At 73.0% G+C, this 24883-nt stretch carries 22 protein-coding genes; 8 read left to right on the forward strand and 14 right to left on the reverse strand.

Going from position 1 to position 24883, the window contains the following annotated elements:
- Positions 1–2: 2 nt before the first annotated feature.
- Genes HD601_RS10980 through HD601_RS11005 form a run of 6 tightly spaced genes read right to left on the reverse strand, consistent with a single transcriptional unit; the run spans position 3 to position 7530 of the window.
- Positions 3–2231: a glycoside hydrolase family 31 protein gene (locus HD601_RS10980; RefSeq protein ID WP_184821803.1), complete on the reverse strand. Its 2229-nt coding sequence runs from the start codon at positions 2229–2231 to the stop codon at positions 3–5.
- Complete coding sequence (locus HD601_RS10985; protein ID WP_184821805.1) at positions 2228–3343, reverse strand: glycoside hydrolase family 15 protein; 1116 nt, start codon at positions 3341–3343, stop codon at positions 2228–2230. The genes HD601_RS10980 and HD601_RS10985 overlap by 4 nt, the downstream gene beginning before the upstream one ends.
- Positions 3340–4587, reverse strand: a complete 1248-nt coding sequence (locus tag HD601_RS10990) for an ABC transporter substrate-binding protein (RefSeq protein ID WP_184821807.1) — start codon at positions 4585–4587, stop codon at positions 3340–3342. Before HD601_RS10990 ends, HD601_RS10985 begins: the two co-directional genes overlap by 4 nt.
- A gap of 24 nt (positions 4588–4611) precedes the next feature.
- On the reverse strand, positions 4612–5412 hold the full coding sequence (locus HD601_RS10995) for a carbohydrate ABC transporter permease (RefSeq protein WP_184821809.1): 801 nt from the start codon (positions 5410–5412) through the stop codon (positions 4612–4614).
- Entirely contained in the window at positions 5405–6370 is a 966-nt protein-coding gene (locus HD601_RS11000) for a carbohydrate ABC transporter permease (RefSeq protein WP_184821811.1), read from the reverse strand. The genes HD601_RS10995 and HD601_RS11000 overlap by 8 nt, the downstream gene beginning before the upstream one ends.
- Positions 6367–7530, reverse strand: coding sequence for an ROK family transcriptional regulator (locus HD601_RS11005; protein WP_184821813.1), 1164 nt, complete (start codon positions 7528–7530; stop codon positions 6367–6369). The genes HD601_RS11000 and HD601_RS11005 overlap by 4 nt, the downstream gene beginning before the upstream one ends.
- Before the next feature lie 144 nt (positions 7531–7674).
- Between HD601_RS11005 and HD601_RS11010 the strand changes: the two genes are divergently transcribed.
- On the forward strand, positions 7675–8079 hold the full coding sequence (locus tag HD601_RS11010) for a hypothetical protein (RefSeq protein ID WP_184821815.1): 405 nt from the start codon (positions 7675–7677) through the stop codon (positions 8077–8079).
- Between the two features lie 207 nt (positions 8080–8286).
- Here HD601_RS11010 and HD601_RS11015 read toward each other — a convergent pair whose 3' ends face one another.
- Complete coding sequence (locus HD601_RS11015; protein ID WP_184821817.1) at positions 8287–10047, reverse strand: DEAD/DEAH box helicase; 1761 nt, start codon at positions 10045–10047, stop codon at positions 8287–8289.
- Between the two features lie 160 nt (positions 10048–10207).
- Here HD601_RS11015 and HD601_RS11020 point away from each other — a divergent pair, with 160 nt between their 5' ends.
- Complete coding sequence (locus HD601_RS11020; RefSeq protein ID WP_184821819.1) at positions 10208–10705, forward strand: cupin domain-containing protein; 498 nt, start codon at positions 10208–10210, stop codon at positions 10703–10705.
- 21 nt (positions 10706–10726) lie between these two features.
- On the opposite strand, the gene HD601_RS11025 is transcribed toward HD601_RS11020, so the two are convergent.
- The 3 genes from HD601_RS11025 to HD601_RS11035 all read right to left on the reverse strand — a co-directional run bounded on the left by HD601_RS11025 (position 10727) and on the right by HD601_RS11035 (position 13872).
- Positions 10727–11794 (reverse strand): fatty acid desaturase family protein, encoded by a 1068-nt coding sequence (locus HD601_RS11025; RefSeq protein ID WP_221440825.1) that lies wholly within the window; start codon positions 11792–11794, stop codon positions 10727–10729.
- A 183-nt stretch (positions 11795–11977) separates the two neighbouring features.
- On the reverse strand, positions 11978–13204 hold the full coding sequence (locus HD601_RS35635; RefSeq protein WP_184821823.1) for an ATP-binding protein: 1227 nt from the start codon (positions 13202–13204) through the stop codon (positions 11978–11980).
- Complete coding sequence (locus HD601_RS11035; protein WP_184821825.1) at positions 13201–13872, reverse strand: response regulator transcription factor; 672 nt, start codon at positions 13870–13872, stop codon at positions 13201–13203. Before HD601_RS11035 ends, HD601_RS35635 begins: the two co-directional genes overlap by 4 nt.
- Before the next feature lie 164 nt (positions 13873–14036).
- Here HD601_RS11035 and HD601_RS11040 point away from each other — a divergent pair, with 164 nt between their 5' ends.
- Positions 14037–14723, forward strand: coding sequence for a GNAT family N-acetyltransferase (locus HD601_RS11040; protein ID WP_184821827.1), 687 nt, complete (start codon positions 14037–14039; stop codon positions 14721–14723).
- 188 nt (positions 14724–14911) lie between these two features.
- Positions 14912–15733, forward strand: coding sequence for a hypothetical protein (locus HD601_RS11045; RefSeq protein WP_184821829.1), 822 nt, complete (start codon positions 14912–14914; stop codon positions 15731–15733).
- Here the strand turns inward: HD601_RS11045 and HD601_RS11050 are convergent.
- Together HD601_RS11050 and HD601_RS11055 are read right to left on the reverse strand one after the other, a co-directional pair.
- Positions 15730–16152: a DUF1801 domain-containing protein gene (locus HD601_RS11050; RefSeq protein WP_184821831.1), complete on the reverse strand. Its 423-nt coding sequence runs from the start codon at positions 16150–16152 to the stop codon at positions 15730–15732. The genes HD601_RS11045 and HD601_RS11050 overlap by 4 nt on opposite strands.
- Before the next feature lie 38 nt (positions 16153–16190).
- Positions 16191–17024 carry an alpha/beta fold hydrolase gene (locus HD601_RS11055; protein WP_184821833.1) on the reverse strand — a complete coding sequence of 278 codons (834 nt, stop codon included), beginning with the start codon at positions 17022–17024 and terminating at the stop codon, positions 16191–16193.
- Between the two features lie 142 nt (positions 17025–17166).
- Between HD601_RS11055 and HD601_RS11060 the strand changes: the two genes are divergently transcribed.
- Positions 17167–17667 carry a CGNR zinc finger domain-containing protein gene (locus HD601_RS11060; RefSeq protein ID WP_184821835.1) on the forward strand — a complete coding sequence of 167 codons (501 nt, stop codon included), beginning with the start codon at positions 17167–17169 and terminating at the stop codon, positions 17665–17667.
- Positions 17668–18136: 469 nt separating this feature from the next.
- Here HD601_RS11060 and HD601_RS11065 read toward each other — a convergent pair whose 3' ends face one another.
- Positions 18137–18541, reverse strand: coding sequence for a VOC family protein (locus HD601_RS11065; RefSeq protein ID WP_184821837.1), 405 nt, complete (start codon positions 18539–18541; stop codon positions 18137–18139).
- 92 nt (positions 18542–18633) lie between these two features.
- Between HD601_RS11065 and HD601_RS11070 the strand changes: the two genes are divergently transcribed.
- Together HD601_RS11070 and HD601_RS11075 are read left to right on the forward strand one after the other, a co-directional pair.
- Entirely contained in the window at positions 18634–19152 is a 519-nt protein-coding gene (locus tag HD601_RS11070) for a gluconokinase (RefSeq protein ID WP_246400982.1), read from the forward strand.
- Between the two features lie 246 nt (positions 19153–19398).
- Entirely contained in the window at positions 19399–21876 is a 2478-nt protein-coding gene (locus tag HD601_RS11075) for a transglycosylase domain-containing protein (protein ID WP_184821841.1), read from the forward strand.
- Here the strand turns inward: HD601_RS11075 and HD601_RS11080 are convergent.
- On the reverse strand, positions 21842–23224 hold the full coding sequence (locus HD601_RS11080) for an FAD-dependent oxidoreductase (protein ID WP_184821843.1): 1383 nt from the start codon (positions 23222–23224) through the stop codon (positions 21842–21844). The genes HD601_RS11075 and HD601_RS11080 overlap by 35 nt on opposite strands.
- A 189-nt stretch (positions 23225–23413) precedes the next feature.
- On the opposite strand from HD601_RS11080, the gene HD601_RS11085 reads away from it, so the two are divergent.
- Entirely contained in the window at positions 23414–24793 is a 1380-nt protein-coding gene (locus tag HD601_RS11085; protein WP_184821845.1) for an MFS transporter, read from the forward strand.
- Positions 24794–24883: the final 90 nt, after the last annotated feature.

Raw genomic sequence — 24883 nt, forward strand, 5'->3', positions numbered from 1 at the left:
GCTCAGCCTGGCAGGTCGGCGAACACCTCGCGCAGCTCCGGCCATGCGGACGCCCGGCAGTAGACGGGCACTTCGTCGATCGGCACCGGCCGGGTGACGGTCCGCCCGCCGGCCACAGGTGTCCCCGTCCAGACGTCCACCCAGTCACCCGCCGGCAGGTAGACCTCCCAGCTCGACGCGCCCGGCGAGAGCACCGGCGCCACCAGCAAGGAGTCACCCAGCAGGAACTCCCGGTCGACGACCTCCCACGCCGCCGCGTCGCCGGGGTGGTCGAAGAACAGCCCCCGCATCAGCGGCGCCCCGCCCGCGACAGCCGAAGCAGCCGACGCCGACAGGTACGGCACCAGCCGCTCGCGCAGGTGCGCGAACCGCCGGAACGCCGGCAGCACCCGGTCGTCCCCGGTACGCGAGGCGACGTTCCACGGCGTGCGGTCGCGCAGCGGCAGCCGGTGGTGGTTGAACTCGGAGTGGTACTGCATGATCGGCATGAACGCCGACGCCGCGGCGGCGCGCAGGTAGAGCTCGGCGTCGGGCACGTCGCCGGAGAAGCCGGCCAGGTCCCAGCCCCAGTAGACGATGCCGCACGCTCCGGCCGTCACACCGGCGACCACCGCCGAACGGAAGCCGTCCCACGTCGAGTCCTCGTCGCCGGCCCAGAACGCGCCGTGCGCCTGCGACCCGGTGAACCCGGCCCGGCTGAACGTCACCGGCGCCTTGCCCGCGGATCGCAGCAGGTCACCGTAGGTGCGCGCGTACTCGACCGGGAACCGGTCGTTGCCGGCGATCCCTCGAACCGACCCAGAACCGTGGCGCAGGTCCCGTCCCCACGCGTGCTCGCCGCCGTCGGTCTTGAAGCCGTCGATCCCGAGCTCCTCGACGAGGTACCGCCGCTTCGACGTCCACCAGTCGCGCGCCTTCTCCGACGCCAGGTCCGGCATCAGCGCGAGCGGGAACCACCAGCCGCGGTTGCGGTACGGGCGTCCGTCCGCCTCAGTGACGACGAACCCGCCGGCCACCGCCGCCCGGGCGTCCGCCGCCAGCTGGCCGCGCGGATGTGGCCGCATCTTGAGCAGCGGGATCTGCCACAGCAGCACCTTCACGTCCCGCGCATGCAGCTCCGACACCATGCCGCGTGGGTCCGGCCAGGCGCCGTCGGCGGGGAAGGTGAAGTCGGCCAGCCGGTGCGGCCCCCCGTCCTCGTTCACCTCGTACTGCGCGTCGCGGAAGGCCGTGAACGTCGACTCGTCGCTCCACGCCTCGATGACCAGGGCGCCGACGGGGATGTCGTGCTCGCGGTGGGCGTCCAGCTCGGCCATGACCCTGGCCTGCGTGTTCCACTCGTTGCCGCTGGCCCAGAGCCGGAACACCCAGTCCGGCAGCTCCTCGGGCCGGCCCGCCTCCGCGACGAATTCGCGCACGACCGACGCCGGCGACCCGGAGAACACCCCGACCGACAGCGCGTCGTCGCCGTCCAGCTCGGCCTCGACGACCAGCCGGTCCGGGGTCGTCGCGCCGACGTCGTACCAGGTCCGCCGCGCCGTCCGGACGTGGAGGCCCCACGAGCCGGCAGCGCCCACGACCAGCGCGAACGGCATCGGCAGATACGTCCGCCCGTGCGCGCCCTGCGCCTTGTACTGCTCGAACACGACGGCGTCGAGCGTGCGGCCGCGCTGGTCGACGGCGTCGTAGCGCTCGCCGAACCCGACCACGTGCTCGCCCGGGGCCAGCCGCAGCGCGAACCGGACCCGCCGTGGCCCCTCCGGACCGGTCAGCCACTCGACGCTGCCCGGCACCAGCCGGTCGCCGTCGTCCACCGTCAGCGACCCGCCGCGCGCCGACCACGCACCCGCCGACACCTCGTACCAGCGGGTCCGCCGCACCGCACCGGACGACAGGGTCGCCACGAACCGGTACCGGTACACCGTCCCGGCGGCCAGCGGCGGCGTCTGCACCGACCAGTACGACCGGTCGGCGAGCGAGCGCGCCTGCGCGGCCGCCAGGTGCCCGCCGTCGTCGCCGGCACCGTCGTCGCCGATCATCGACGACGGCGGCAGCAGCGGCCAGGTCTCGACCCCGGACGGGCCGGACCACTCGCACACCACCGACGCCACCGCGGCCGACGCGCGGACCCGCAGCTCACAGGTCTCGCCGTCGACCGGGAGCGCCGGCACCCGCTGGTCGCCGGTGACGGCGTACGGGTGTTCGGAGCCGAACGGACGGTGCCGGATCATCGCGCCCTCCCCACCAGGCCGAGCTCCGCCGCCAGCACCAGGTACATGCCGTGCGACCAGAGCAGCGGCGTGGCGACCGTCCCCCAGCGCTCGATCCACTCCTGCTCGCGCTCCGGCGCCAGCAGGTGGTGCCCGACCTGCTCGGGCAGCTCGCCCGACGGCGTCGCCTGCGCGGCGATCCAGCGCAACGATGCCAGCGCCTCCTCACGACGCCCCGCCGCGGCCTGGTTCCAGCCGAGGAACGCCGTGAGCAGCGGCCACTGCCCGCCGCCGTAGAACGTGTCGGCGGCGTACCGGTGCACGCCGCCGTCGACGCACAGCGCGTCCTCGACCGCGGACACCGTCCCGCGTCCCAGCGAGCTGTCGACGGCGACCAGCCCGAACGGCGCGACGCACGCCAGCAGGCTGGCATCGATGTCGGCCGCGCCGAGCCACTTCGTCAGGTGACCGCCGTCGGAGACCCCCTCGGCCAGCACCAGCGCATCGAGCTCCCCGACGGCGTCCGCCGCGGCCGAGCGCTCGCCGGCCGACAGGGCCGCCGTCAGCGCCGGGTGCGCCGTCGCCGCCGCCAGACCGGCCCGGATCGCGCCCAGCGTCGACACGTGCCGGTGGTCGACGTGCTCCTCCCACCAGTCGTAGCAGGGCCGCGCCCAGAACGTCGTCAGGTAGCGCACTGCCGTCGCCACGCCGCCGTCGACACCATCGACCACCCCGTGCCGGTCGGTGTGGGCCGCGAGTGCCCACAGCCAGGTGCCGTAGCCGTCGAGCTGGAAGTCCCACCACGGGTCATTCCCGACTGCGCCGTCGATCGTGTAGCGGGTCGGCAGCAGGTCCGCGACCGGGATGTGCTCACCGCGCGTAGAACGCGAGACCAGCGCGTCGACCTGGTCGGTGCGCTTGGCGAGCACGTCGGCGCACCACCGGTGGAACGCCGCCGCGCCGTCGGCGTCGCCGTAGCGGCTGGCGCCCTCGGCGATGAACGCGCCGTCGCGGAACCAGCTGTAGCCGCGGTAGGCGCTGAATGTCGGGCTGGCCGGGTAGGCGCCGGACGGGGCCTGATGGGTGGCGATGACCCGGTGGGAGGCCTCGGCCAGCGCGAGCAGGTCGGTCACAGCAGCTCGTCCACCCGCGCGGCGGCGTCGGCGACGGCCTGCTCGACGGTCTTGCGCCCGGCCGCCGCGTTGCCCAGCTCCTCGGTGACGGCGTCCTGCATCTCCTGCTGGCGGACGATGACCGGCGGCAGCACGGTCTCCTCCAGCGCGTCGAAGACGGCCTGCCGGTTCGCCGGCGGGGTCTGCTCGAGGTACGGCGCCAGCTTGTCCTGGTCGGCGATCGGCGGCAGCTCCCAGCCCGCGTTCAGCCGGGTGTCGACGGTGGTGTCCGACGACGTGAGGAACTCCAGCCAGGCCTGCGCCTCCTCGGAGTGCTCGCTGTTCGCGCTGACCACGACGCCGTTGGTGAACATGGCGCTGGCCCGGTTGGTGGAGCCCGGCTCGACCACGACGTCCCACTCGAATGGCACGTCGGCCAGCGGGCCGAACATCCAGATGCCGCTGTGCCACATGGCCAGCTTGCCCTCGCGGAACAGCGTCGAGTCGAAGTCCGGCGTGCCCGCGCCCTCGGCCTCGGTCGGCATGACGGTGCCGGACTTGCCGGCCAGCCAGGTGGCGGCCGCGATGCCCTCGGGGCTGTTGAACGCCGTCGCGCTGCCGTCGTCGGTGAGGAACTGGCCGCCGGCCTGGGCCAGCGCCTTGTAGAACTCGTGGAACGTCGCGGGCTGGTAGTCGCCCCAGACGCCGGCTGCGGCGTCGGTCAGCGCGGTGGCGGCCGCCTGCTCGTCCTCCCAGGTCCAGTCCGCCGTCGGCTCCGGCACGCCGGCCGCCGCGAACAGGTCCTTGTTGTAGAAGAGGACGACGTCACTGAACGACTCCGGCAGTCCGAGCTGGGCGCCGTCGTGCTGGAAGGCCTCGAGCAGCGACGGCGTGTAGGCGCCGCCGTCGACGTCGAGTTCGGCCAGCGCGCCGCTCTCGGCGTAGGTCACGAAGTTCTCGTAGTTGAGCTCGAACGCGTCGGCCTCGGTGCCGCCGGCGACCGCGGTCTGCAGCTTGGTGAAGTAGTCGGCGAACGGCGTCGTCTCGACCTGGACGTCGATGCCGGGGTTCTCACTTTCGAACGACGCGACAATTGCTTCCAGGTTCTGCTCGTTGCCGCCGTTGGACGAGAACTCCATGTAGTGGACGACGGTCTGGCCGTCTTCGCCGTTGGACTCACGGGTGGCGGAACCCTGCGAGCAGGCCGACAGGGCGAGCAGTGCGGCCGCGGCGGCGACGGTGCCGAGGCGGATCGAGTGGGCCATGGGAACTCCGTTTCGAGTCGAGCGTCACTTGAGCCCGGAGCGGGCGACGCCTTGGATGACGTATTTCTGCGCCGCGAGGTAGAGCACGGCGATCGGGACGATGCTGATCACGGAGCCGGCCATCACCACGTCCCACTCGGTGGTGAACTGGCCGTGCAGGGTGGACAGGCCGAGCGGCAGCGTCATCAGCTCCGGCGAGCGGATGACCACCAGCGGCCAGAGGAAGCTGTTCCAGCTGGACATGAACGCGAGGACGGCGAAGGTCGCCAGCGCCGGGCGGATCAGCGGCCAGACGACGGAGACGAAGATGCGCAGGTGCCCGGCGCCGTCGATGGTGGCCGCCTCGTCCAGCTCGATCGGCACCTGCGCGACGGCCTGCCGGAGCAGGAAGACGCCGAACGCGGACGCGATGCTCGGGGCCAGCAGGGCGGCGTAGGTGTCGACGAGGTTCAGCTCGCGCATCTCGATGAACAGCGGCACGACGAGCACCTGCATCGGCACCATGAGGGTCGCGAGGTAGACGAGGAACAGCGCGTTGCGGCCGGGGAAGTCGAGCCGGGCGAACGCGTAGGCGGCCATCGCGCTGGTGACGAGTTGCAGCAGCGTCGACGCGACGGCGATCCAGAGGCTGTTCGCCAGGATCCGCCAGAACGGCATCGCCTCGAGCAGCGTGCGGTAGGCGTCCAGGCCGGGCTCGTCGGGGATCAGGTCGGGCGTGCCCAGGCCGGCGCCGGGCGTGAGCGAGGTGATCACCGTCCAGGCGAACGGGAACAGCATGACCAGCGCGCCGACGGTGACGGCTGTGTAGAGCGCGGGCCTACGCATAGGTCACCCACCGGCGCTGGCCGCGGACCTGGACGATCGTGACCACGAGCACCACTAGGAAGAGCAGCCACGACAGCGCCGACGCGTCGCCGGCCCGGCCGTAGCGGAACGTGAGGTCGTAGATCTGCTGCACGACGACCTCGGTGGCGCCGGCCGGTCCGCCGCCGGTCATGACGTACACCTGGTCGAACACCTGGAAGCCGTTGATCAGCGAGATGACGACCACGAAGAAGGTCGACGGCGACAGCAGCGGCAGCGTGACGTGGCGGAACCGCTGCCAGGCGCTCGTGCCGTCGACCCGCGCCGCGTCGTACAGCTCGCCGGGGATCGCCTGCAGGCCGGCCAGCAGGATGATCATGACGAAGCCGAGGTCCTTCCAGGCCGACGCCAGGATCACCGACGGCATCGCCCAGGTCGGGTCGGTCCACCAGCCGGGGCCGTCGATGCCGACCAGCCCGAGCACGTGGTTGACCAGGCCGTTCGACGGGCTCAGCAGCCAGCGCCACAACAGCGCGACGACCACCCAGCTGGTGACGACCGGCAGGAAGTAGGCGGCCCTCAGGACGTTGCGGCCCTTGAGCGCGGTGTTGAGCGCGAGGGCGGCGCCGAGGCCCAGGAGGTAGACGAGCGGCAGGTAGCCGGCGATGTAGCCGAGCGTGTGCCCGAACGCGGCCCACGTGTCGCCGTCGGCCAGCAGCTCGCGGAAGTTCGCCAGGCCGACGAACTCCATGGGGGTGATGAGGTTCCAGTCATGCAGCGCCACCCACAGCGAGCTGACCATCGGGACCAGCGTGAACAGCGTCAGCGGGATCAGGCTCGGCGCCAGGAACAGTGCGACGATGCCGGCGTAGCGCAGCCGGTTGCCGCCGTGGCGCAGGGCGTTCCGGTTCCGTCGTCGTCTGCTGGGTGGCGACGGCGTCAGCTGCGGGCCGGTGCGGGGCGCGGTCGAGGTGCTCATGACAGCTCCCCGGCCAGGGCGCCGCCGAGCCGGGCCCGGACCAGCTCGCCCTGGCCGCCGGTCGCGCCGGCCGCGTCGTACGGCGTCGCGAGGACGAGGGCGGCGGCCCCCAGTGCCCACGACGTGTCGTCCCACGACTCGACGACGACGGGGACGCCGCGGCGCGACGGCATGAGGTGCGCGCGGAGGCTGGGCTCGAAACCGGGACGCCAGTGCTCCCAGGCGCGCGTGCCCTCGCCGAGCACGATGACGACCTCCGGGTCCATGACGTTGATCAGCCCGGCGACGCCGCGGCCGAACAGCTCGCCGGCCGCCGCGAAGATCGTCGCGTCGGGAGCGTCCAGCCCGGCCTCGCGGGCGGCGCGGAGCAGCGCCTCCTGGCCGACGGACGCCTCGAGGCAGCCGGTGTTGCCGCACGAGCAGCGCGGCCCGTCGGGGCGGACGGGGAAGTGGCCGAACTCGCCGGCGCCGCCGTTCGTCCCCCGGTAGACGCTGCCGTCGACGACCAGCCCGGCGCCCACACCGCGCCCGATCGTGACGACGAGGAAGTTCCGGTGGTCGCGGCCCTTGCCGTACAGCCGCTCGGCGACGGCGAGCGCGTTGACGTCGTTCTCGACGAGGACAGGGACGGGGAGGGCGGCGCGCAGCCGGGCGCCGAGGGCGAGGCGCTGCCAGCCCAGAGTCGGCGCGTCGACGGCGCCCGCCTCCTGGTCGTCGACCGCCCCGGGGACGCAGATGCCCACACCCAGGATCGGCGCGTCGTTCTCGTCCGCGGGCGCCTCGGCCAATGGCTGGAGCAGGTCGACCAGCCGGTCGGGGGCGTCGGCGGCCGTCGCGTCGAACGGGTACTCCCAGGACTGCCGCACCTGGCCGTCGAGCCCGACGTCGACGACGGCGACGTGGTCGGCGGCGACCTTCGCGCCCAGCGCCCGCCCGGCCGACCCCACGAGCCCCAGCAGCACTGCCGGACGACCGCCGCGGGACGGGCGGTGCTCGACCTCGGCGACCAGGCCGCGCGCCACCAGATCCTTCACGATCTGCGTGACGGTGGCCGGGCTGACCCCCAGCATGCGGGCGATGTCCGTCCTGCTCAGCGGGCCGGACGTGCCCAGCGCGGCCAGGACGGCCGAGCGGGTGAGGTCACCGCGGGGAACGGGCATCAGCACTTCCTTCACAACTAAAGTTAGTCATAAAGGAACACCTGCGGCATCACGCTGTCAAGTCCAGAATCCTTGACAAACTTTCTTGTCGGTAGCAGGCTGAGTGCTGGTGAATGCGTGGTACGACGAACAGGAGAGGCGCCGATGAGCACCAAGACCGTGGCCGAGAAGCTGCTGGTGAAACCCGGAACGTCGGTGTGGGTGTCGCACCCCGACCGGCGCGAGCTGCTGGACCCGCTGCCCGCCGACGTCCGGACCGTCGAGGGTCCCGCCGACGCGGGCGTGGCCGTGGTCTTCGCCGACGACGCGGCGTCGGTCCGGACCGTCCTCGAGCAGCACCGCGCGACCGTGACGGCGCCGCCGGTGGTCTGGATCGCCTACCCGAAGGGCGGCCGGTCGGACATCAACCGCGACACGCTCTGGCCGATCGTCGCCGAGTTCGGGCTGCGCCCCAACGGCCAGGTCGCCGTCGACGACGTGTGGTCGGCACTGCGGTTCCGCGCGTCCAAGCCGGGTGAGCCGCCCTTCACCGGCGGCGCGAAGAAGTAGCCGGGCGCCCGGCCGGCAGGGCGGCGCCGGGCTGGCGCCGGGCGTCGACGGCGAGAGTGTCGGTGCCCGCCCCTAGGGTGGGCACCCTCCCAACCGGGCGGGGACCAGCACCGCACCGAAGCGATCCCGAAACCCGGCCGGCCCCGTGATCATCGGCGATCGCTGGCGTCAGGGCACCAGCAATCGCCGATGATCACGAGGAGTGGATCAGCGGCGGCGGAGCGAGGCCGAGAAGGTGTCGGCGGTTCGCGTCGACGACGTGGGCGCGCCGGAGCGGCCGCGACCGCCGCCGCCTCCGCGCCGGGTGCTCTGCGTCGGCTCGGCGGACTGGCCGGAACGGTCCTGGCGCGGCTTGGCGGCCGTGCGCTCGCCGTGCCCGGCCGAGCCGCGTCCGGCCGAGCGGTTCCCGCCGGTCGTGCCGGAGCTGACGCCGTCGGCACCCCGTCCCGAGCGTCCGCCGCGGCGGCGTCGCGATCGACCCCGTCCGTCCGGCTCGCCGGCGGTCCCAGCGGCCGAGCCAGAGCCCGCCCGCGAGCCGCGCCCACGGCCGCGACCACCGGCGCCCGTCGGAGCGGGAGCGGCCGGCTCGGGCGGAGCGACCAGCGGCGCCGCCGGGCCGGTGAGGCCGGTGATGGCCGGGTGGCCGGGCGAGACGCGGGTGATCGAGGGGGTGATGCCGGCCTGCCGGGTCAGGGTGCGCACGTCGGCCGTCTGGTCGGGCGTCATGACGGTGACCACGACGCCGTCGGCGCCGGCCCGGGCGGTGCGGCCGGAGCGGTGCAGGTAGGCCTTGTGCTCGGCGGGCGGGTCGACGTGGACGACCAGGCTCACGTCGTCGACGTGGATGCCGCGGGCGGCGATGTCGGTGGCGACCAGTACGCGCGCCGTCCCCGCCGAGAAGGCCGCGAGGTTCCGCTCGCGTGCGCCCTGGCTGAGGTTGCCGTGCAGGTCGACAGCGGGGATGCCGGCGGCGGTGAGGACCTTCGCCAGCTTCTTCGCGCCGTGCTTGGTGCGGGCGAACAGCAGCGTGCGCCCGAGCCCGGAGGCCAGCTCGCGCACGACCAGCGCCTTCTCGCCCGCCTCGACGGCCATGACGTGGTGCGCCATGGTCGAGACGGGGGCGACCGCCGGCGCCGTCGAGTGCAGCACCGGGTCGTTCAGGTACCGCCGCACCAGCAGGTCGACCCCGTTGTCGAGGGTCGCAGAGAACAGCAGCCGCTGGCCGCCCCGCGGCGTGGCGTCGAGCAGGCGGCGGACCGCGGGCAGGAACCCGAGGTCGGCCATGTGGTCGGCCTCGTCGAGGACGGTGACCTCGACGGCGCCGAGGTCGCAGAAGCCCTGCGCGATGAGGTCCTCGAGCCGGCCGGGGCAGGCGACGAGCACGTCGACGCCGTTCTTGAGCGCCTTGACCTGCGGGCCCTGGCCGACGCCGCCGAAGACGGTGGCGAGGCGCAGCCCGGTGGCCGCGGCGAGCGGCGCGACGGTGGCGGCGACCTGGTTGGCGAGCTCGCGGGTCGGGACGAGCACCAGAGCGCGCGGCCGGCGTGCCTGGCGCGGCGCGCCCGAGGCGACCAGCCGGGCGATCGTCGGCACGGAGAAAGCGATGGTCTTGCCCGACCCGGTCTGCCCGCGGCCGAGCACGTCGTGCCCGGCGAGGGTGTCGGGCAGGGTCGCGGCCTGGATGGGGAACGGGGTGGTGACGCCCTCGGCGGCGAGGGCGGCGACGATCCGAGCGGGGACGCCGAGCTCGGCGAACGAGCGCGCGTCGGCGACGGCCGGCGTGACGGTGGCGGCTCGCGCCACCGCCGGCTCGGCGGCCGGGTGAGGACTGGTGACCGCTGCCGGGCGGCGGCGGTTGCGGGGGCGGCGGCGAGCGCCGTCGCCCCGCGACGTGCGGGTGTCGATGGTCACAGACGTCCTTCCGAGGACGTGGAGGGAGTGGCCGGTCACGAGGGGGACGCCCGTCATCGGGAAGGGGGACCTGCGCCTGGAAAGGCGCGTCGCACTCGACCTCGGGGACGTGCACTCACGTCCCGTCGGTGCCTAGTCTGCCTCATCGGGCCCTCGGTCACCAACCGAGCCCGCCGCGCACGAGGCGCGCGACGTCGCGCGCACCGAGAGGAGAGCCATGAGCTTCCCGCCCTACCCGCCCCAGCGCTACGACGGCGAGAACGGCGAGGTCAACGTCCAGCTCCGCCGCGCCGACGCCCCGCCGGAGGTGACGTACGCCTCCGGCGTGACGGTCGACTACCTGGCCACCGGCGCCTCGACCGGCGGCGACTTCGGGCTCTACCGGTGGACGTTCGGCCCCGGCGAGTCCGGCCCGGGCCCGCACTTCCACCGCACCATCACGGAGTCGTTCTACGTCCTCACCGGCGCGGTCCTGCTCTTCGACGGCACGGACTGGGTCGAGGCGACCCAGGGCGACTTCCTGCACGTCCCGCCGGGCGGCGTGCACGGGTTCAAGAACGTCCTCGGCGAGCCGGCGTCGATGCTGCTCATGTTCACGCCCGGCGCGCCGCGCGAGGACTACTTCGAGACGCTCGCGGCGGTGTCGAAGGGGCTGGAGCTCAGCGAGGAGGAGCGCACGGCGTTCTACCTCCGCCACGACAACCACTGGGCCTGAGCAGCCGACCCGGGGCGAGCCCTACGTCCGGTACTGCGCTGTCAGCGGACACTGGAACGGGTCGCGCGCCTTGAGGCCGACGTCGTTGAGGTACTGCACGACGATCCGGTACGACCCGGTCAGCGTCGTCTCGGTGTAGGCGATGCCGTGCCGGGCGCAGAACTCCTTGACGATCGGCTGGGCGCGGCGCAGGTTGGGCCGCGGCATGCTCGGGAACAGGTGGTGCTCGACCTGGTAGTTGAGCCCACCCATGGCGAGGTCGACGACGGGGCCGCCGGTGATGTTGCGCGACATGAGCACCTGGCGGCGCAGGAAGTCGATCTTCATGGATGCGGGGACGATGGGCATGCCCTTGTGGTTGGGCGCGAACGCCCCGCCGAGCAGGACGCCGAACAGCCCCATCTGCACGCAGAAGAACGCGACGGCCTTGGCCGGCGGCAGCACGATGAACAGCGCCGCCAGGTAGCCGCCGAGCCGGACGGTCATGAACAGGATCTCGACCCAGCGGTGCTCGAGACGCTCGCGGCGGAGGATGTTCTGGATGCTGTGCGCGTGCAGAGCGATGCCTTCGAGCAGCAGCAGCGGGAAGAAGAACCAGCCCTGCCGGTTGGCGAACCAGCGCCCGACCGGGCCGCGCTGGTCGTAGGCCGCGGGCGAGAACGCCAGCACCCCGGGCGCGATGTCGGGGTCGGCGCCCTCCTTGTTCGGGTTGAGGTGGTGGCGCGTGTGCTTGCGCATCCACCAGCTGTAGCTGAGCCCGGCGAACAGCCCCGAGACCACGCGGGCGGTCCACTCGTTCCAGCGGTGCGACGCGAAGATCTGCCGGTGGGCGCCCTCGTGGCCGATGAAGCCGAACTGGGCCAGCACGACGGCGAGCGCGGCGGCGAGCAGCAGCTGGTACCAGGAGTCGCCGAGCAGGGCGAAGCCGACCCAGATGGCGGCGAACGCGGCGATCGTGCCGCCGATGAGGGACCAGTAGAACGTGTACCGGCGCTTCAGCAGCCCGGCACCCTGGATGATCTTCGACAGCTCCGCGTAGGCGCTGACGTGCCGTTCCCGGGCGGTTCCGCGCGCAGGCGAACTCTCCATGGCCGTGGTCATCAAAGGGGCACCCTTCTGGTGATCGCGGCCGTGCCCGGCCGAGGCGTCACAGCTGTGACGTCGTTGCTGCGTCAACGGCTCCGTCGTGACACGGGTTCCGGCAGCAACCAGAACCTATAGGTACCCACATACGCATGGCCACGCACGGACCGCGCATCGGACATGACGGGCTCATGGCGCGGCGGGGAACGTGAGGCTCACGGTGGCGCCGTCGCCCGGGCGGCCGTCGATGACCATGGTGCCGTCGTGGGCGTGCACGATCTCGTCGACCAGAGCGAGCCCGAGGCCGAGCCGCGGGTGCTGGCCGTTGCCGTTGGCGCCCGGACCACGGTGGAAGCGCTGGGTCAGCTCGGCCGCCAGCTGCGGGTCGAGGCCGTCGCCGTCGTCGATGACGGCGATGCACACGGTGCCGCCGGACCCGCCCGACGCGTCCGACCCGCTCAGCCCCAGCGTGATCGTCCCGCCCCGCCCGACGTGGTCCATGGCGTTGTCGACCAGGGCGGCGACGGCGCGGCGCAGGGCGCTGGGCACGCCGGCGACGACGTGGGAGTCGGTGGGGACGCTGTCGACGACGAGGTCGACCCCGGCCTCGTCGGCGGTGGCGGCGAAGGAGTCCTTGACCTGCGTGGCGACGCGGGCGAGGTCGACCGGCTGGCGCGCCTCGGGCCGGAACTGCATCTCCGCGGACAACAGCATGTCGTTGACGATGTCGGTGAGCACCCGCGCGTCGTCGACCAGCTGGTCGATCTCCTGCCGCTGGTCGTCGTCGGTGCTCGGACGGCGTTGCAGCAGCTGGGCCCGGGTGTGCAGGATGGCCAGCGGGGTGCGCAGCTCGTGCCCCGCCTCGGCGACGAACCGGCGCTGCGAGGCGAGCGCGTCGCCGAGCGGGCGCACGGCGCGCCGCGCCACCAGCCAGCCGAGCCCGGCCGCTGCCAGCACGCCGACGACGCCGACGAGGATGGACAGCCGGGCCAGGCGCTCGGTCTCCTCCTGCTGCTCGGTGAAGTTCGTGGCCGCCGCGAGGCGTTCGCCGCCGCTCTCGTCGACGTGGGCGAGGAACGGGGTGTCGCAGACCTCGAACCGCCGGGTGCCGGGCTCCAGCTCGTCGACGGCGGCGCGGACGTCCGCCTCGGAGCAGCCGGGCGGGACGCCGTCGACGATGGTGCCGCCCGACGCCGGCACGGAGTCCGCGAGCTTCGCCTGGAGCTTGTGGTCGGTGGCGGAGATCCGCTCCTGCCCGCTGATGGAGTAGACGAGCGCGATGATGACGGCGATGACCAGCGCGGCGGCGGCGCCCGTCTGCACCGCGACGACGACCGACGCCCGCCGCAGCAGCCGCCGGTCGGCGGGTGCGGGTTGCGGTCGGCGGCCCCGCGGGCCGTCGTGGCGCCGGCTCACGCGGACCCCATCCGATAGCCGAGGCCGTGGACGGTGCGGATGACGTCCCGGCCGAGTTTCCTGCGCAGATAGTAGACGTAGGTGTCGACGGCGCCGGGGCTGTCGGCGTCGGGGAACACCTGCCGGCGCAGCTCGTCGCGCGTGAACACCTGCGACGGATGGGCGGCGAACAGCTGCAGCAGCTCGTTCTCGCGTCCGGACAGCTCGATCGAGCCGGTCTCGCCTCCGACGACCCGCCGCGCGGTGACGTCGAGGTGCCGGTCGCCGAGGTCCAGCCGGGTCGAGGTGTCCGTGTGCCGGCGCAGCAGCGCGCGCAGCCGGGCCAGCAGCTCGTCGATCTCGAACGGCTTGACCACGTAGTCCTCGGCGCCCGCGTCGAGCCCTTCGACGCGGTCCTCGGTGGTGCCGCGCGCCGTCAGCACGAGGATCGGCGTCGTGACGCCACGGGCGCGCAGCCGGCGCACGAGGTCGACGCCCTCGATGGCCGGCAGCCCGCGGTCGATGACCATGACGGCGTACTGCTGCGTCAGCGCGTGGTGCAGCCCCGACTGGCCGTCGCGGGCGACGTCGACGGTGTAGCCCTCGTCCCTGAACAGCCGGTCCAGCAGCGCCGCCAGCTTGGCGTCATCCTCGACCAGCAGCAGCGTGCGGTCCTCCGCGCCCGTCATGACCTCGATGGTCGCACGGCGGCTCTGAGGTTCCTCTGAGATCGGCGCCGAACCATGGAGCCACGGTCGATGAGAGATCGCCTCGGGCGACAACGCAACCGCGCGAAATGTCGTCTATCAGGGCAACGGGGGCCGAGTGTGACGCGGCTGCAGAGAGGCTGATGATGAGCGCTGGTGGCGAGATCGAGGTCGGGCCGGCAACCGAGGACGACCTGCGCAGGACCGCGGCACTGCACGTCGCCGAGCTGCCACACGGCCTGTTCCCGCGGCTCGGTGAGGGGTTCGTCCGGCGCTGGCACCGCGCGCATCTCGAGTCCGAGTACGGCGTCGTCCTGGTGGCGCGGCGCGGCGGCGACGTGGTGGGCTTCCTGCTCGGCACCACCGACCGGCCGGCCAACGTGGCCTGGATCCTCGGCCGCCGGCGCCGCGAGCTGATGACGGCGGGCCTGCGGGCATTGCTGACGCGGCCGGCGCTGGCCCTGGGATTCGTGCGGACCCGGGGCCCGCGGTACGCGCGGCGGCTGCTCGGACGGGCTGCGGTGCCGGCCCGGGTGGCGAGCCGCGGCGACGTGCCGGAGGCCGGCTTCGGGCCCATCGCGGTGCTCGAGGCGATCGTCGTGGCGCCCGAGGCGCGTGGCGCGTCGGCGGGCACGGCGCTGTCCGAGGAGTTCCTCTCGATCGTCGCGGCGGCCGGCGGCGACCGCGTCGAGCTGATCACGAAGGCGGGTGCCCGCGGTGCGGCCGGGTTCTACGAGCGGGCCGGCTGGCGCCGCGTCGGCAGCCATGTCGACCGCGACGGCGACGAGGTCCACACGTACCGGATCGACCCACGGTTCGTGCGGACTCGATGAACGGTCGCGTCGTCGGCCGCCGCGGCTTCCTCCTGGGGGCGACGGCGTCAGCCGCGGCCGTGCTCGCGGGATGCGGTGCGGACGAGCCGTCGCAGCCGCGCGCGGGCCGCGTTCTGCCGCGGCCTCCTGAAAAGCAGCCGGCGGGTCCGGCGCCGGAGCCCCCGTTACCGGTGCCGGACCTTCCGGTGGTGTCCCCGTGGGTCCCGGGCGGGAACGAGATCTCGCCCGAGATCAAGCTGGCCGCCGCTCGGGTGCTGGAGGCGCTGGGCACCGTGCCCGACGGCGTCCCCGTCGGTCCTGCGGCGGACCGGCTGGCGGCCGCCGGAGCCGACCCCGCGCTCGAGGCCGCGGCGGGACCGCTGCTGCCGCCGTCGTCGCCCGCCGTCGCACAGCTCGTCTACCCGCAGTACGGCGGGCTCGAGCGTGACACCGCGAGCGTCATGGCCGTGGTGCGCCAGACCTGGACCGACGGCGCGGAGCGGCGGGACCGGCTGGTGACGGCGGACGTGCGGCTGCGGCGGGCCGGCGGAGCGTGGACGGTGAGCGAGCTGCACCCCGTCGCGCCGCAGCCCGACGCCGTCGCCGCCCTGAGCGGACCGGCCGCCGAGCTGGCCGCGTCGCCCCGGGTGCTGCTGCCGAACGCGGCCGCCGCGGACCTCGCCGCCGAGGCCGTCGACACGCGGGTGGTCGGGGCGCTACTGGCGCTGTCGCGGACCTACGAGCTGGCCGTGACGGTGTTCCGCGCCGGCCACCCCGAGAACGTCTTCGGCACCGACCGCACCAGCAACCACACCCGCGGCCGCGCCGTCGACATCTGGGCGGTCGACGGGCGGCCGGTGGTCTCGATGGCGAAGGACGAGCCGTTCCTGCTCGACTTCCTGGCCGCGGTGCGCTCCACCGGCAGCGACGAGATCGGCGGCCCCGTCGACCCCGACGGCCCGGGTGGGAAGCACTTCTCTGACGCCCTGCACCGCGACCACGTGCACCTGGGCTTCGAGCGCGCCGCCTAGCTCGTGCCGCCCTCGCGGGCGCGCAGGCCGTAGGTGCCGCGGGTGAGCGTCGCGTACGAGTGCCGCACGATCTGCGTCAGGACGTCGAGGTCGACCTCGTCGAGGTCCTTGAGGTAGATGCAGCCCACGCCGGTGGTGTGCGGGCCGAGCCTCGCCAGGTCGCCCGCGTGCGCCCCGACGCCGTCGGGCACGTAGACGGTCGACGCCGCCTTGCGGGGCGAGAAGGCGGCCGCCGGGCCATCGCCCCGGCGGCCGCTCTCGTACTCGTAGTGGTACCGGCCGAAGCCGATGATCGTGCCGTGCAGATCCGGCTCGTGGCCGGTCACCTCGCGCATCAGCGTCACCAGCGTCCGGGCGTCGCGGGCCCGTTTCCGCGGGGTCACCGTGTCGAGGTAGGCGTCCACCTCCGTCGCGCTCATGACCCCATTCTGGGGGCCAGGGGCGCGTCAGCGGCGGCTCACTTGCGCAGGAAGGTGAGCAGCGCCTCGGTGACCTGGTCGGCGTGGGTCCAGAGCAGGCCGTGCGGCGCGCCCTCGATCTCGATGTAGTCCGCCGACGGCAGCCGCTTGGTGAACTCGCGGGCGGTGGCGTCGATGGGGAGGATGCGGTCGGCGGTGCCGTGCAGGATCAGCGCCGGCACGTCGATCTTCTCGATGTCCGCGCGGAAGTCGGTCAGCCAGCTCTGCACCACGGCGTACGAGGCGTACCAGGACGCGCCGGCGGCGACGTTCCAGCTGCCGCGGACGGCGGCCTCGCTGATGCGGGTGCCGAGGTTCTCGTCGAGGTTGTAGAAGTTCTCGTAGAACGAGTCGAACCAGGCGTAGCGGTCGCCCTTGGCGGCGGCCTCGATGTCGGCGAAGCCCTCGGCCGGCGCGCCGGTCGGGTTGTCGTCGGTCTGCAGCAGGAACGGCTCGAGCGACGCGAGGAACGCGGCCTTGGCGACGCGGTCGCTGCCGTACGTGCCGAGGTAGCGGCCCACCTCGCCGGTGCCCATCGAGAAGCCGACGAGGACGACGTCGCGCAGGTCGAGGGTGTCGAGGACCGCCTTCAGGTCCGCCGCGAACGTGTCGTAGTCGTAGCCGGTGGTCGGCTGGCTGGACCGGCCGAAGCCGCGGCGGTCGTAGGTGATGACGCGGTAGCCGGCGTCGAGCAGTGCGGGCGTCTGCTTCTCCCACGAGTGCCCGTCGAGCGGGTAGCCGTGGATCAGCACGACCGGCTGACCACTGCCGTGGTCCTCGTAGTAGAGGTCGATGTTCGCGGAGTTCTCGGTTCCGACGGTGATGTACGGCATGGCCTGGCTCCCGTTCCTTCGACCGGTCACTCTAACCGGTTCATTGATTCGTGGCGGTTATAAGTCAGATCGAAGCACCGCTATTCCAACCTGTCAAGCGACCCTATGGGGTTAGAATGAGGGCTGACCGGAAGGACCCGCCATGACGACGCTGCTGCTCGACCTCGTGAACTCGCGCATCGTGTACCCCGACGGGCCGCACGACGAGCTCGCCGGCGACGACGCCGCGCGCGCCTGGCTGCGCGAACGCGGCGCCCAGGGCACGCCCGAGGAGATCGCCGACGCGCGCGCCGTCCGGCCGCTGCTGGCCGCCGTCATCAGGGGCGAGGAGACGCTCGACGCACTCGAGCCGTGGGTCGGCGCCATGCGCCGGCAGGCCACGCTCACCCGCGACGGCCTCCGCTGGCGCGACGAGGTCCCGGCCGGCCTGCGCGTCGGGGCGCGTGCCATCGAGGAGTGGGCGGCGCTGCAGGGGCCGGACGGGTCGCGCATCCGCCCCTGCGCCGCGCACGACTGCCAGCACTTCCTGGTCGACCACAGCCGGGCGAACGCCCGAAAGTGGCACTCGATGGAGATCTGCGGCAACCGGGCGAAAGCGCGGCGCCACTACGCGCGGACCAAGTCCGACGGTAGGGGTGTCTGACGGATCTCCGGCGGCGCGGATCCACGATCAGAAACACCCGTGGCGGGGGACCTGGTCACCGCGTGAGTACGCGCGCCCGACCCCTTCACGCGGTGACGCATGGCGACGGTGTGAGATCACTGTGCGGAGCGTGTGGGGGAACTGTTGTCGGAGCGACAGCATCGCCACGCCGATCAGGCAGAGATCTCCCACCAATGCTGGTCGTGCGCGCACCATCGAGCCTTGGCACGCTGGAGCGTTCCGCAAACCGGCACAATTCAGGCGTCTGAGCTCACTTCCGACGTGCCAAGGGGTCACCGCCGACGTGCCAAGGACGAGACCTCGTTCATCGTCGATTGATCATGGAGAAGGTGGGCTCTCCAGTGACCTGAAGCCGTATTTCACCATGATCGACAGTCGGCGGGCTGGATGACCACAGCGGAACCGCAGGCGGCTGCGTTGGGCGACTCTCGCGCGGGCTGCGGTGTGGTCAGTTGCCGAGTTCGGTGAAGAGGGTGAGTTGGAGGTCGCCGGGGGCGTCGAGGCGGGCGTTGAGGGAGTCCCACGGGGTGCGGGTGGGTTCGGCCAGCACCGAGGCGCCGCCGTCGGCCAGGAGCTTCGTCGTGGCCGCGGCGTCGTCGACCTCGAGGCCCACCCGGATGTGGCCGGCCACGCGGCGGCCGACCTCGACGCGGTCGATGAAGGCGGCCTGGTCCTCGTTGACGATCTCGATGGTCGCCCGGCCGGCGCCCAGCAGCATCACTCGGCCGTCGGGCGAGGAGAAGTCGGCCAGCTCCGGCAGGCCCAGGACGTCGCGGTAGAACCGGACGGCCTCGTCGTAGTCGGGGACGGTCACGACGAGCCGCAGCTCGCGCACGGGAGCGGTGTCGGTCATGGCCCCAGTCTGGACGCCGCCGCCCCACCGGGCCAGGGCGTGTGATGCTGGACGGCGTGAGCATCCCGCCCATCCCGCCGCACCTCGTCGTCATGGGCGTGTCCGGCTCCGGCAAGACGACGGTCGCGACCCGCGTCGCCGAGCTGCTGGACCGTCCGTTCGCCGAGGCCGACGACATGCACCCGCCGGCCAACGTCGCCAAGATGTCGGCCGGTACGCCGCTGACCGACGCCGACCGCGAGCCGTGGCTGCGCACCGTCCGCGACTGGCTGAGCGCGCAGGCCGAGCAGGGCCACAGCGCCGTCGTCACCTGCTCCGCGCTGCGCCGGGTCTACCGCGACGTGCTGCGCGAGGCGGCCGGCGGGGTGCGGTTCGTGCACCTCGACGGCGACCCGGAGCTCATCGCCGCCCGGATGAAGGAGCGCAAGGGCCACTTCATGCCGCCGAGCCTGCTGCGCTCGCAGCTGGACACGCTCGAGCCGCTGCAGCCGGGCGAGGACGGCGTGCGGGTGCCGATCGCGGGCTCACCGGACGACATCGCCGCCGACGCGCTGCGCCGCCTCGGATTGCAAGGCGGTCACGCAGCGGCACCGTCCGGTCACGCCGAGTGATGTGATCCCCACCTCGGTTTCAGCAGTGGTACGCACCGGGTATACCGGGTCGGCGGGCAGGGCGCGGCGGATCGTGATCTCCGCTCGCGGGGGTGGCGGAGAAACGTCGCTGCGCCGTGCCCGTCCCCGGGCGGGCGGCGGCGGACGCCGCGGCGAGTTCCGCTGCCGGAACTCTGCCGCCGCCCCAGCCGTCTTCTCCATGGCACGCGCGCCCGACTGGACGCGGCACCTACCATCGAAGACGTCATGAGTTCCGAAGCTGAACCCGAGAACGAGTCGCGCCCTGAGAAGGGCGCCAAATATCGCGCCGGCCGCCGCAAGCGGACCGGCTGGCGGCGCGTGTTCAACTGGAAGGTCTTCGGCTTCACGGCCCTCGGCATGTTCCTGCTGGGTGCGGGGGCCGTCGGCGTGGCCTTCGCCATGATCGACGTGCCCGACCCGAACGACTTCTCGACGTCTGAGACGAGCATCGTCTACTGGGACGACGGCGAGACCGAGCTCGGCCGGTTCAGCGCCGAGAACCGCGAGATCGTCGGCATCGAAGAGATCCCGCAAACCCTGCAGCAGGCCGTGGTGGCGGCCGAGGACAGGAGCTTCTACGACAACTCCGGCTTCTCGGTCACCGGTATGGCCCGGGCCGGCTGGGACGCGCTGCGCGGCTCGTCCGGCGGTGGCGGCGGCTCCACCATCACCCAGCAGTACGTCAAGAACTACTACCTGACGCAGGACCGCTCCTACACCCGCAAGCTGCGCGAGCTCGTCATCTCGGTGAAGATCGACCAGGACGTCGACAAGGACCAGATCCTGGCCGACTACCTCAACACCATCTGGTTCGGCCGCGGCACCTACGGCGTGCAGACGGCGTCGCGGGCCTATTTCGGGGCCGACGTCGCCGACCTCGACCTCGCGCAGAGCGCCGCGCTCGCCGCGATCCTGCGCTCGCCCACGCGCTACGACCCCACCCTCGGCCCCGAGAACGCCGAGCGGTTCGCCCAGCGGTTCCAGTACGTGCTCGACGGCATGGTGGCCACGGGCGCCATCGACGAGGCCACCGCCGCCGCCACCGTCGCGCCCGAGGTCCTGCCCGAGCAGCAGGTCAACCGTTATGGCGGCCCCAACGGCTACCTGCTCATGATGGTCCGCGACGAGCTGATGGCCCTGGGCTACGACGAGCAGGAGATCGAGACCGGCGGACTGCGCGTCACGTCGACGTTCAACGCGGCGGCGCAGACGGCGGCCATCCGCGCCATCGACGAGGAGCGGCCCACCGAGGACGCCGACGGCGTGCGCATCGGCCTCGCGTCGGTGCGGCCCGGCGACGGCGCCGTCGTGGCCGTGTACGGGGGCGCCGACGCCGTCGCGCAGAGCTACAACGACGCCGTCGACGCCATCCCGCAGGCCGGGTCGACGGTGAAGCCGTTCGTGCTGGCCGCGGCGCTCGAGAACGGGTACTCGCTGCGCAGCCGGTTCTGGGGCAACTCGCCGTTCGACCCGCCGGAGCTCGGCCCGCCGGTGAACAACCAGGGCAACCAGGACTACGGCCGCAACGTCACCCTGGAACGCTCGATGGAGCGCTCCATCAACACCGCGTTCGTCGACCTCGCCCTGGAGATGGGGCCCGACAAGGTCGCCGACTCGCTCATCCGGGCCGGCTTCCCCGACGACGAGCAGGTGCAGGCGAACCTCAACCCCCGCCTCGCCATCGGCATCGGCGGCGTCTCGGCACTGAACATGGCCAACTCCTACGCCACGCTCGCGTCCCAGGGCATGCACGCCGACACCTACACCGTCCGCTCGGTCGTCGACCGCGACGGCGCCGTGGCCTTCGAGCACGAGTCCGCGCCCGAGCGGGTCTTCGAGGAGGACGTCACCAGCGACGTCACCTACTCGCTCACCGAGACCGTCGACAACGGCACCGCCGAGGTCGCGCAGGACCTCGACCGCCCGGTCGCCGCGAAGACCGGGACGCACGACGACCTCACGGCCTGGTTCAGCGGGTACACCCCGCAGCTGGCCACGTCCGTCGTCTACTTCCGCGGCGACGGCACCGAGTCGCTCGACGGCGTCGGCGGCATGCAGAGCTTCAGCGGCGGCGCGTACCCCGGCCGCACCTGGACGGCCTACATGGAGGGCGCGCTCGACGGCCAGCCCGAGGAGGAGTTCCCGGAGCCGGCGAACATCCGCGCCGAGAACGGCAACGACGGCGGCGACGAGCGTCCCGACCGGCCGAACCGTCCCGACAACGATGACGAGGACGAGGACGACAACGGCGAGCGCGGCGACGAGAACGGCGAGCGGCCCGCTGACGAGGACGGCGGCGGTCCCGGCGGCGACGAGAACGGCGAGGGGCCGGGCGGCGACGAGGCCGGCGCCGAGCCGGGCACCGAGCAGCCGGGTGGCGAGGAGACCGGCGGCGCCGAGCCGGGCACCGAGTGGGGCGGCGACGAGTCCGGCGCCACGGAGTCCGGCACCGACGCCGGTGGCGAGGAGACCGGCGGGACCGAGGCGGGTACCGACGCCGGAACCGACACCGGTGACACGTCCGGCGACACGGGCACCGACACCGGGGCCGAGTCGGGCGCCGAGAGCGGCGCCGAGACCGGCACCGACAGCGGTGCCGAGAGCGGGACGCCCGACCCGGACAGCCGCGGCAGCCAGGCCGCGGTGCTGCTGCTCGGCGCCGGCGCCCTTACCGTGGGGGGCCTGAGCCGCCGGAGGCGATGACCTCGAGGGCGGTGGCGAGGTCGTGCACCACGATCGGGTCGCCGCCCCCGGCGTCGCCGGCCGCCTTCTCGTGCGCCTCGAGGCGAAGCCAGTCGGGCCAGCCGACCACCTGGACTCCTCGCTCGGTCAGCAGCTTGTCGACGGTGTCCGGGTCGCCCGCGCGGGTGGGCAGCGTGTCGAGGTCGGCGAGGACCGACTCCGCCACCTCGTTGGCGTCGCCGCGGTTGGTCGCGATGACGCCCGTCGGGCCGCGGCGCAACCAGCCGGTGACGTAGACGCCGGCCAGCACCGCGCCGTCGTCGAGCACCCGGCCGTCCTGCGACGGGACGGTGCCCCCGGCCTCGTCGAACGGCAGGCCGGGGATGGGCGAGCCGTGGTAACCGATGGCCCGCACGACCAGCTCCGTCGGCAGCGTCCGGGTCGGCAGGTCGTCGGGTGGCGGGGCGGTGCCGAGCCGGGTGGGCGCCAGCTCGATGCCGGTGACCGCCGTCGTGCCGAGGATGCGGACCGGACGGCTCCAGTAGTGCAGGTGGATGCGGCGCCGGGCGCCGGTGCGCGGCCGTTCGGACCACTCGCGGCAGACGTCGACGGTGACCTTGGCGTGCCGGTCGGTCGCCACGGCCTCTTCGTCGGCCGGTCCGAGGACGAGGTCGGCGGGGTCGACGATGAGGTCGATGCCCTCGAGCGCGCCCAGCTCGTGCAGTTCCGGCGAGGTGAACTTGGCCTGCGCCGGGCCGCGCCGCGCGACCAGGTGGATGTCGGTGACCGTGCTGGCGGCCAGCGTCTCGAGGACGTGCCGCGGCATCGAGGTGCCGCGCAGCGCCGTCGCGTCCTTGGCCAGGATGCGGGCGATGTCGAGCGCCACGTTGCCGGCGCCGATGACCGTCGCGCTGGTCAGGCCGTCGGGCAGTGAGACGGCGCGCGCCTGCGGGTGGCCGGTGTACCAGGCCACCAGCTCCGACGCGCCGTACGACCCGGCGAGGTTCTCGCCCGGGATGCCCAGCCGGCGATCGCCCAGCATGCCCGTCGACACGACGACGGCGTCATAGCCGGAGCGCAGCTCGTCGACCGTGACGTCGCGCCCCACGTGCACGTTGCCGAGGAACCGCACGCGCGTGTGCGCGAACCCCTGCGCCAGCACGCGTGAGATGTTCCGGGTCTTCGGATGGTCCGGGGCGACGCCGTAGCGGACCAGCCCGTACGGCGCGGGCGCGGCCTCGAAGACGTCGACGCGGTCGAAGCGGTCGCTGCGCACGAGCGCGGCGAGGGCGTACAGCCCGGCCGGACCGGCTCCGACGATGGCGGCAGCCCGGCCGGCCGCCCCGGATCGACTCCCGTCGTCCTCCATTCACCCAACGTATGCCGTGAGACGCCGCCCGCACCAGCCCCTGTCTCTCGTGTCTCACGCCGCGCGCCGGGCCGGGGTGAGGAGACGTTGACACGGGGGCGCGGTTCACGGCACGTCGGCGTAATGCCGGGTTCCTAGCGTCGGCGGCCAGCGGATCCCGAACCCCCAGACCCCGCCCCGGAGGCCGTCATGACCGAGACGCCGACCCTCGCCCCCGACCGTGACGTGGCACCGGCGCCGGCGCCCCCGCGCCGGGGCGGACGCTGGATCGACCACTGGGAGCCGGAGGACGAGACGTTCTGGCGGCGCACCGGCCGTGCCGTCGCCCGGCGCAACCTGGTCGCCTCGATCCTCGCGGAGAACGTGGCGTTCTCGGTGTGGACGCTGTGGAGCATCTCGGCGGCGCTGCTCGTGGCGCACTACGACGTCGGGTTCTCCGCCGCGCAGCTGTTCTTCCTGGTCGCCGTGCCCAACGTCGTCGGCGCGGTGCTGCGGATCCCGTACACGTTCGCGGTGCCCCGCTACGGCGGCCGGAACTGGACGGTGGTCAGCGGTCTGCTGCTCCTGGTCCCGACGGTGCTGCTGGCGCTCGCCGTCGGCCGCCCGGGCACGCCGTACTGGGTGTTCCTGCTGATCGCGGCGTCGGCCGGGCTCGGTGGCGGCAACTTCGCGTCCAGCATGACGAACATCAGCTTCTTCTACCCCGACCGGGGCAAGGGCCTGGCGCTCGGCCTGAACGCGGCCGGCGGCAACATCGGCGTCGCGCTGCTCCAGCTCGGCCTGCCGCTGATCGTCGGAGCCGGCGGCCTGTTCGGGCTGGTGGGGGCGAGCGCCGCCGGGGTGGACCTGGCGCGGGCGGGATGGGTGTGGGCGGCGCTGGGCGTGGTGGCGGCGCTCTGCGCGTGGCTGTTCATGGACAACCTGTCGGTGTCGCTGGCGCCGTTCCGCAAGCAGATCGCCGTCGTCCGGCACCGGCACACCTGGATCGTGTCCTGGCTCTACATCGGCACGTTCGGCTCGTTCATCGGCTACTCGTCGGCCTTCCCGCTGCTCGTCGCGCTGCAGTTCCCGGAGGTGCCGGCGGCGCACTACGCGTTCCTCGGCGCGCTGGTCGGCTCGGTGGCGCGTCCGTTCGGCGGCTGGCTGGCCGACCGGGTGGGCGGAGCACGGGTGACGCTGTGGAACTTCGCCGCGATGGCTGCCGGCACCGTGCTCGTCATCGTCGCGGTCGACGGCGGCAGCTGGCCGTTGTTCCTGGGCGCGTTCCTGCTGGTGTTCGTGACGACGGGGCTCGGCAACGGGTCGACGTTCCGGATGATCCCGATGATCTTCCGCAACCGGACCGAGGCGGCCGCCGTCATCGGGCTGTCGTCGGCGGTCGGGGCGTTCGGCGGGTTCGCCATCGTGGCGACGTTCGGTGTGCTCGGGCTGGTGAACGACGGCGGGGTGCCGGCGAGCGCCGTCGCGACCGCGTTCGTGCTCTTCCTCGGCTTCTACGTCACCTGCGCGCTGTTGACCTGGTGGAACTACGCGCGACGGGGCGCGGCGCCGGCCGGCGCCGGCAGCTGATCACGGCCCGCGGAGGCGACGAGTGCGAGGCATTTATCGCGGGCGTAACGTGTCCGAGGCGGCCGCGAAACCGCCGCTTCACACCGTAGC

The organism is Jiangella mangrovi (assembly GCF_014204975.1).
Classification (GTDB): domain Bacteria; phylum Actinomycetota; class Actinomycetes; order Jiangellales; family Jiangellaceae; genus Jiangella; species Jiangella mangrovi.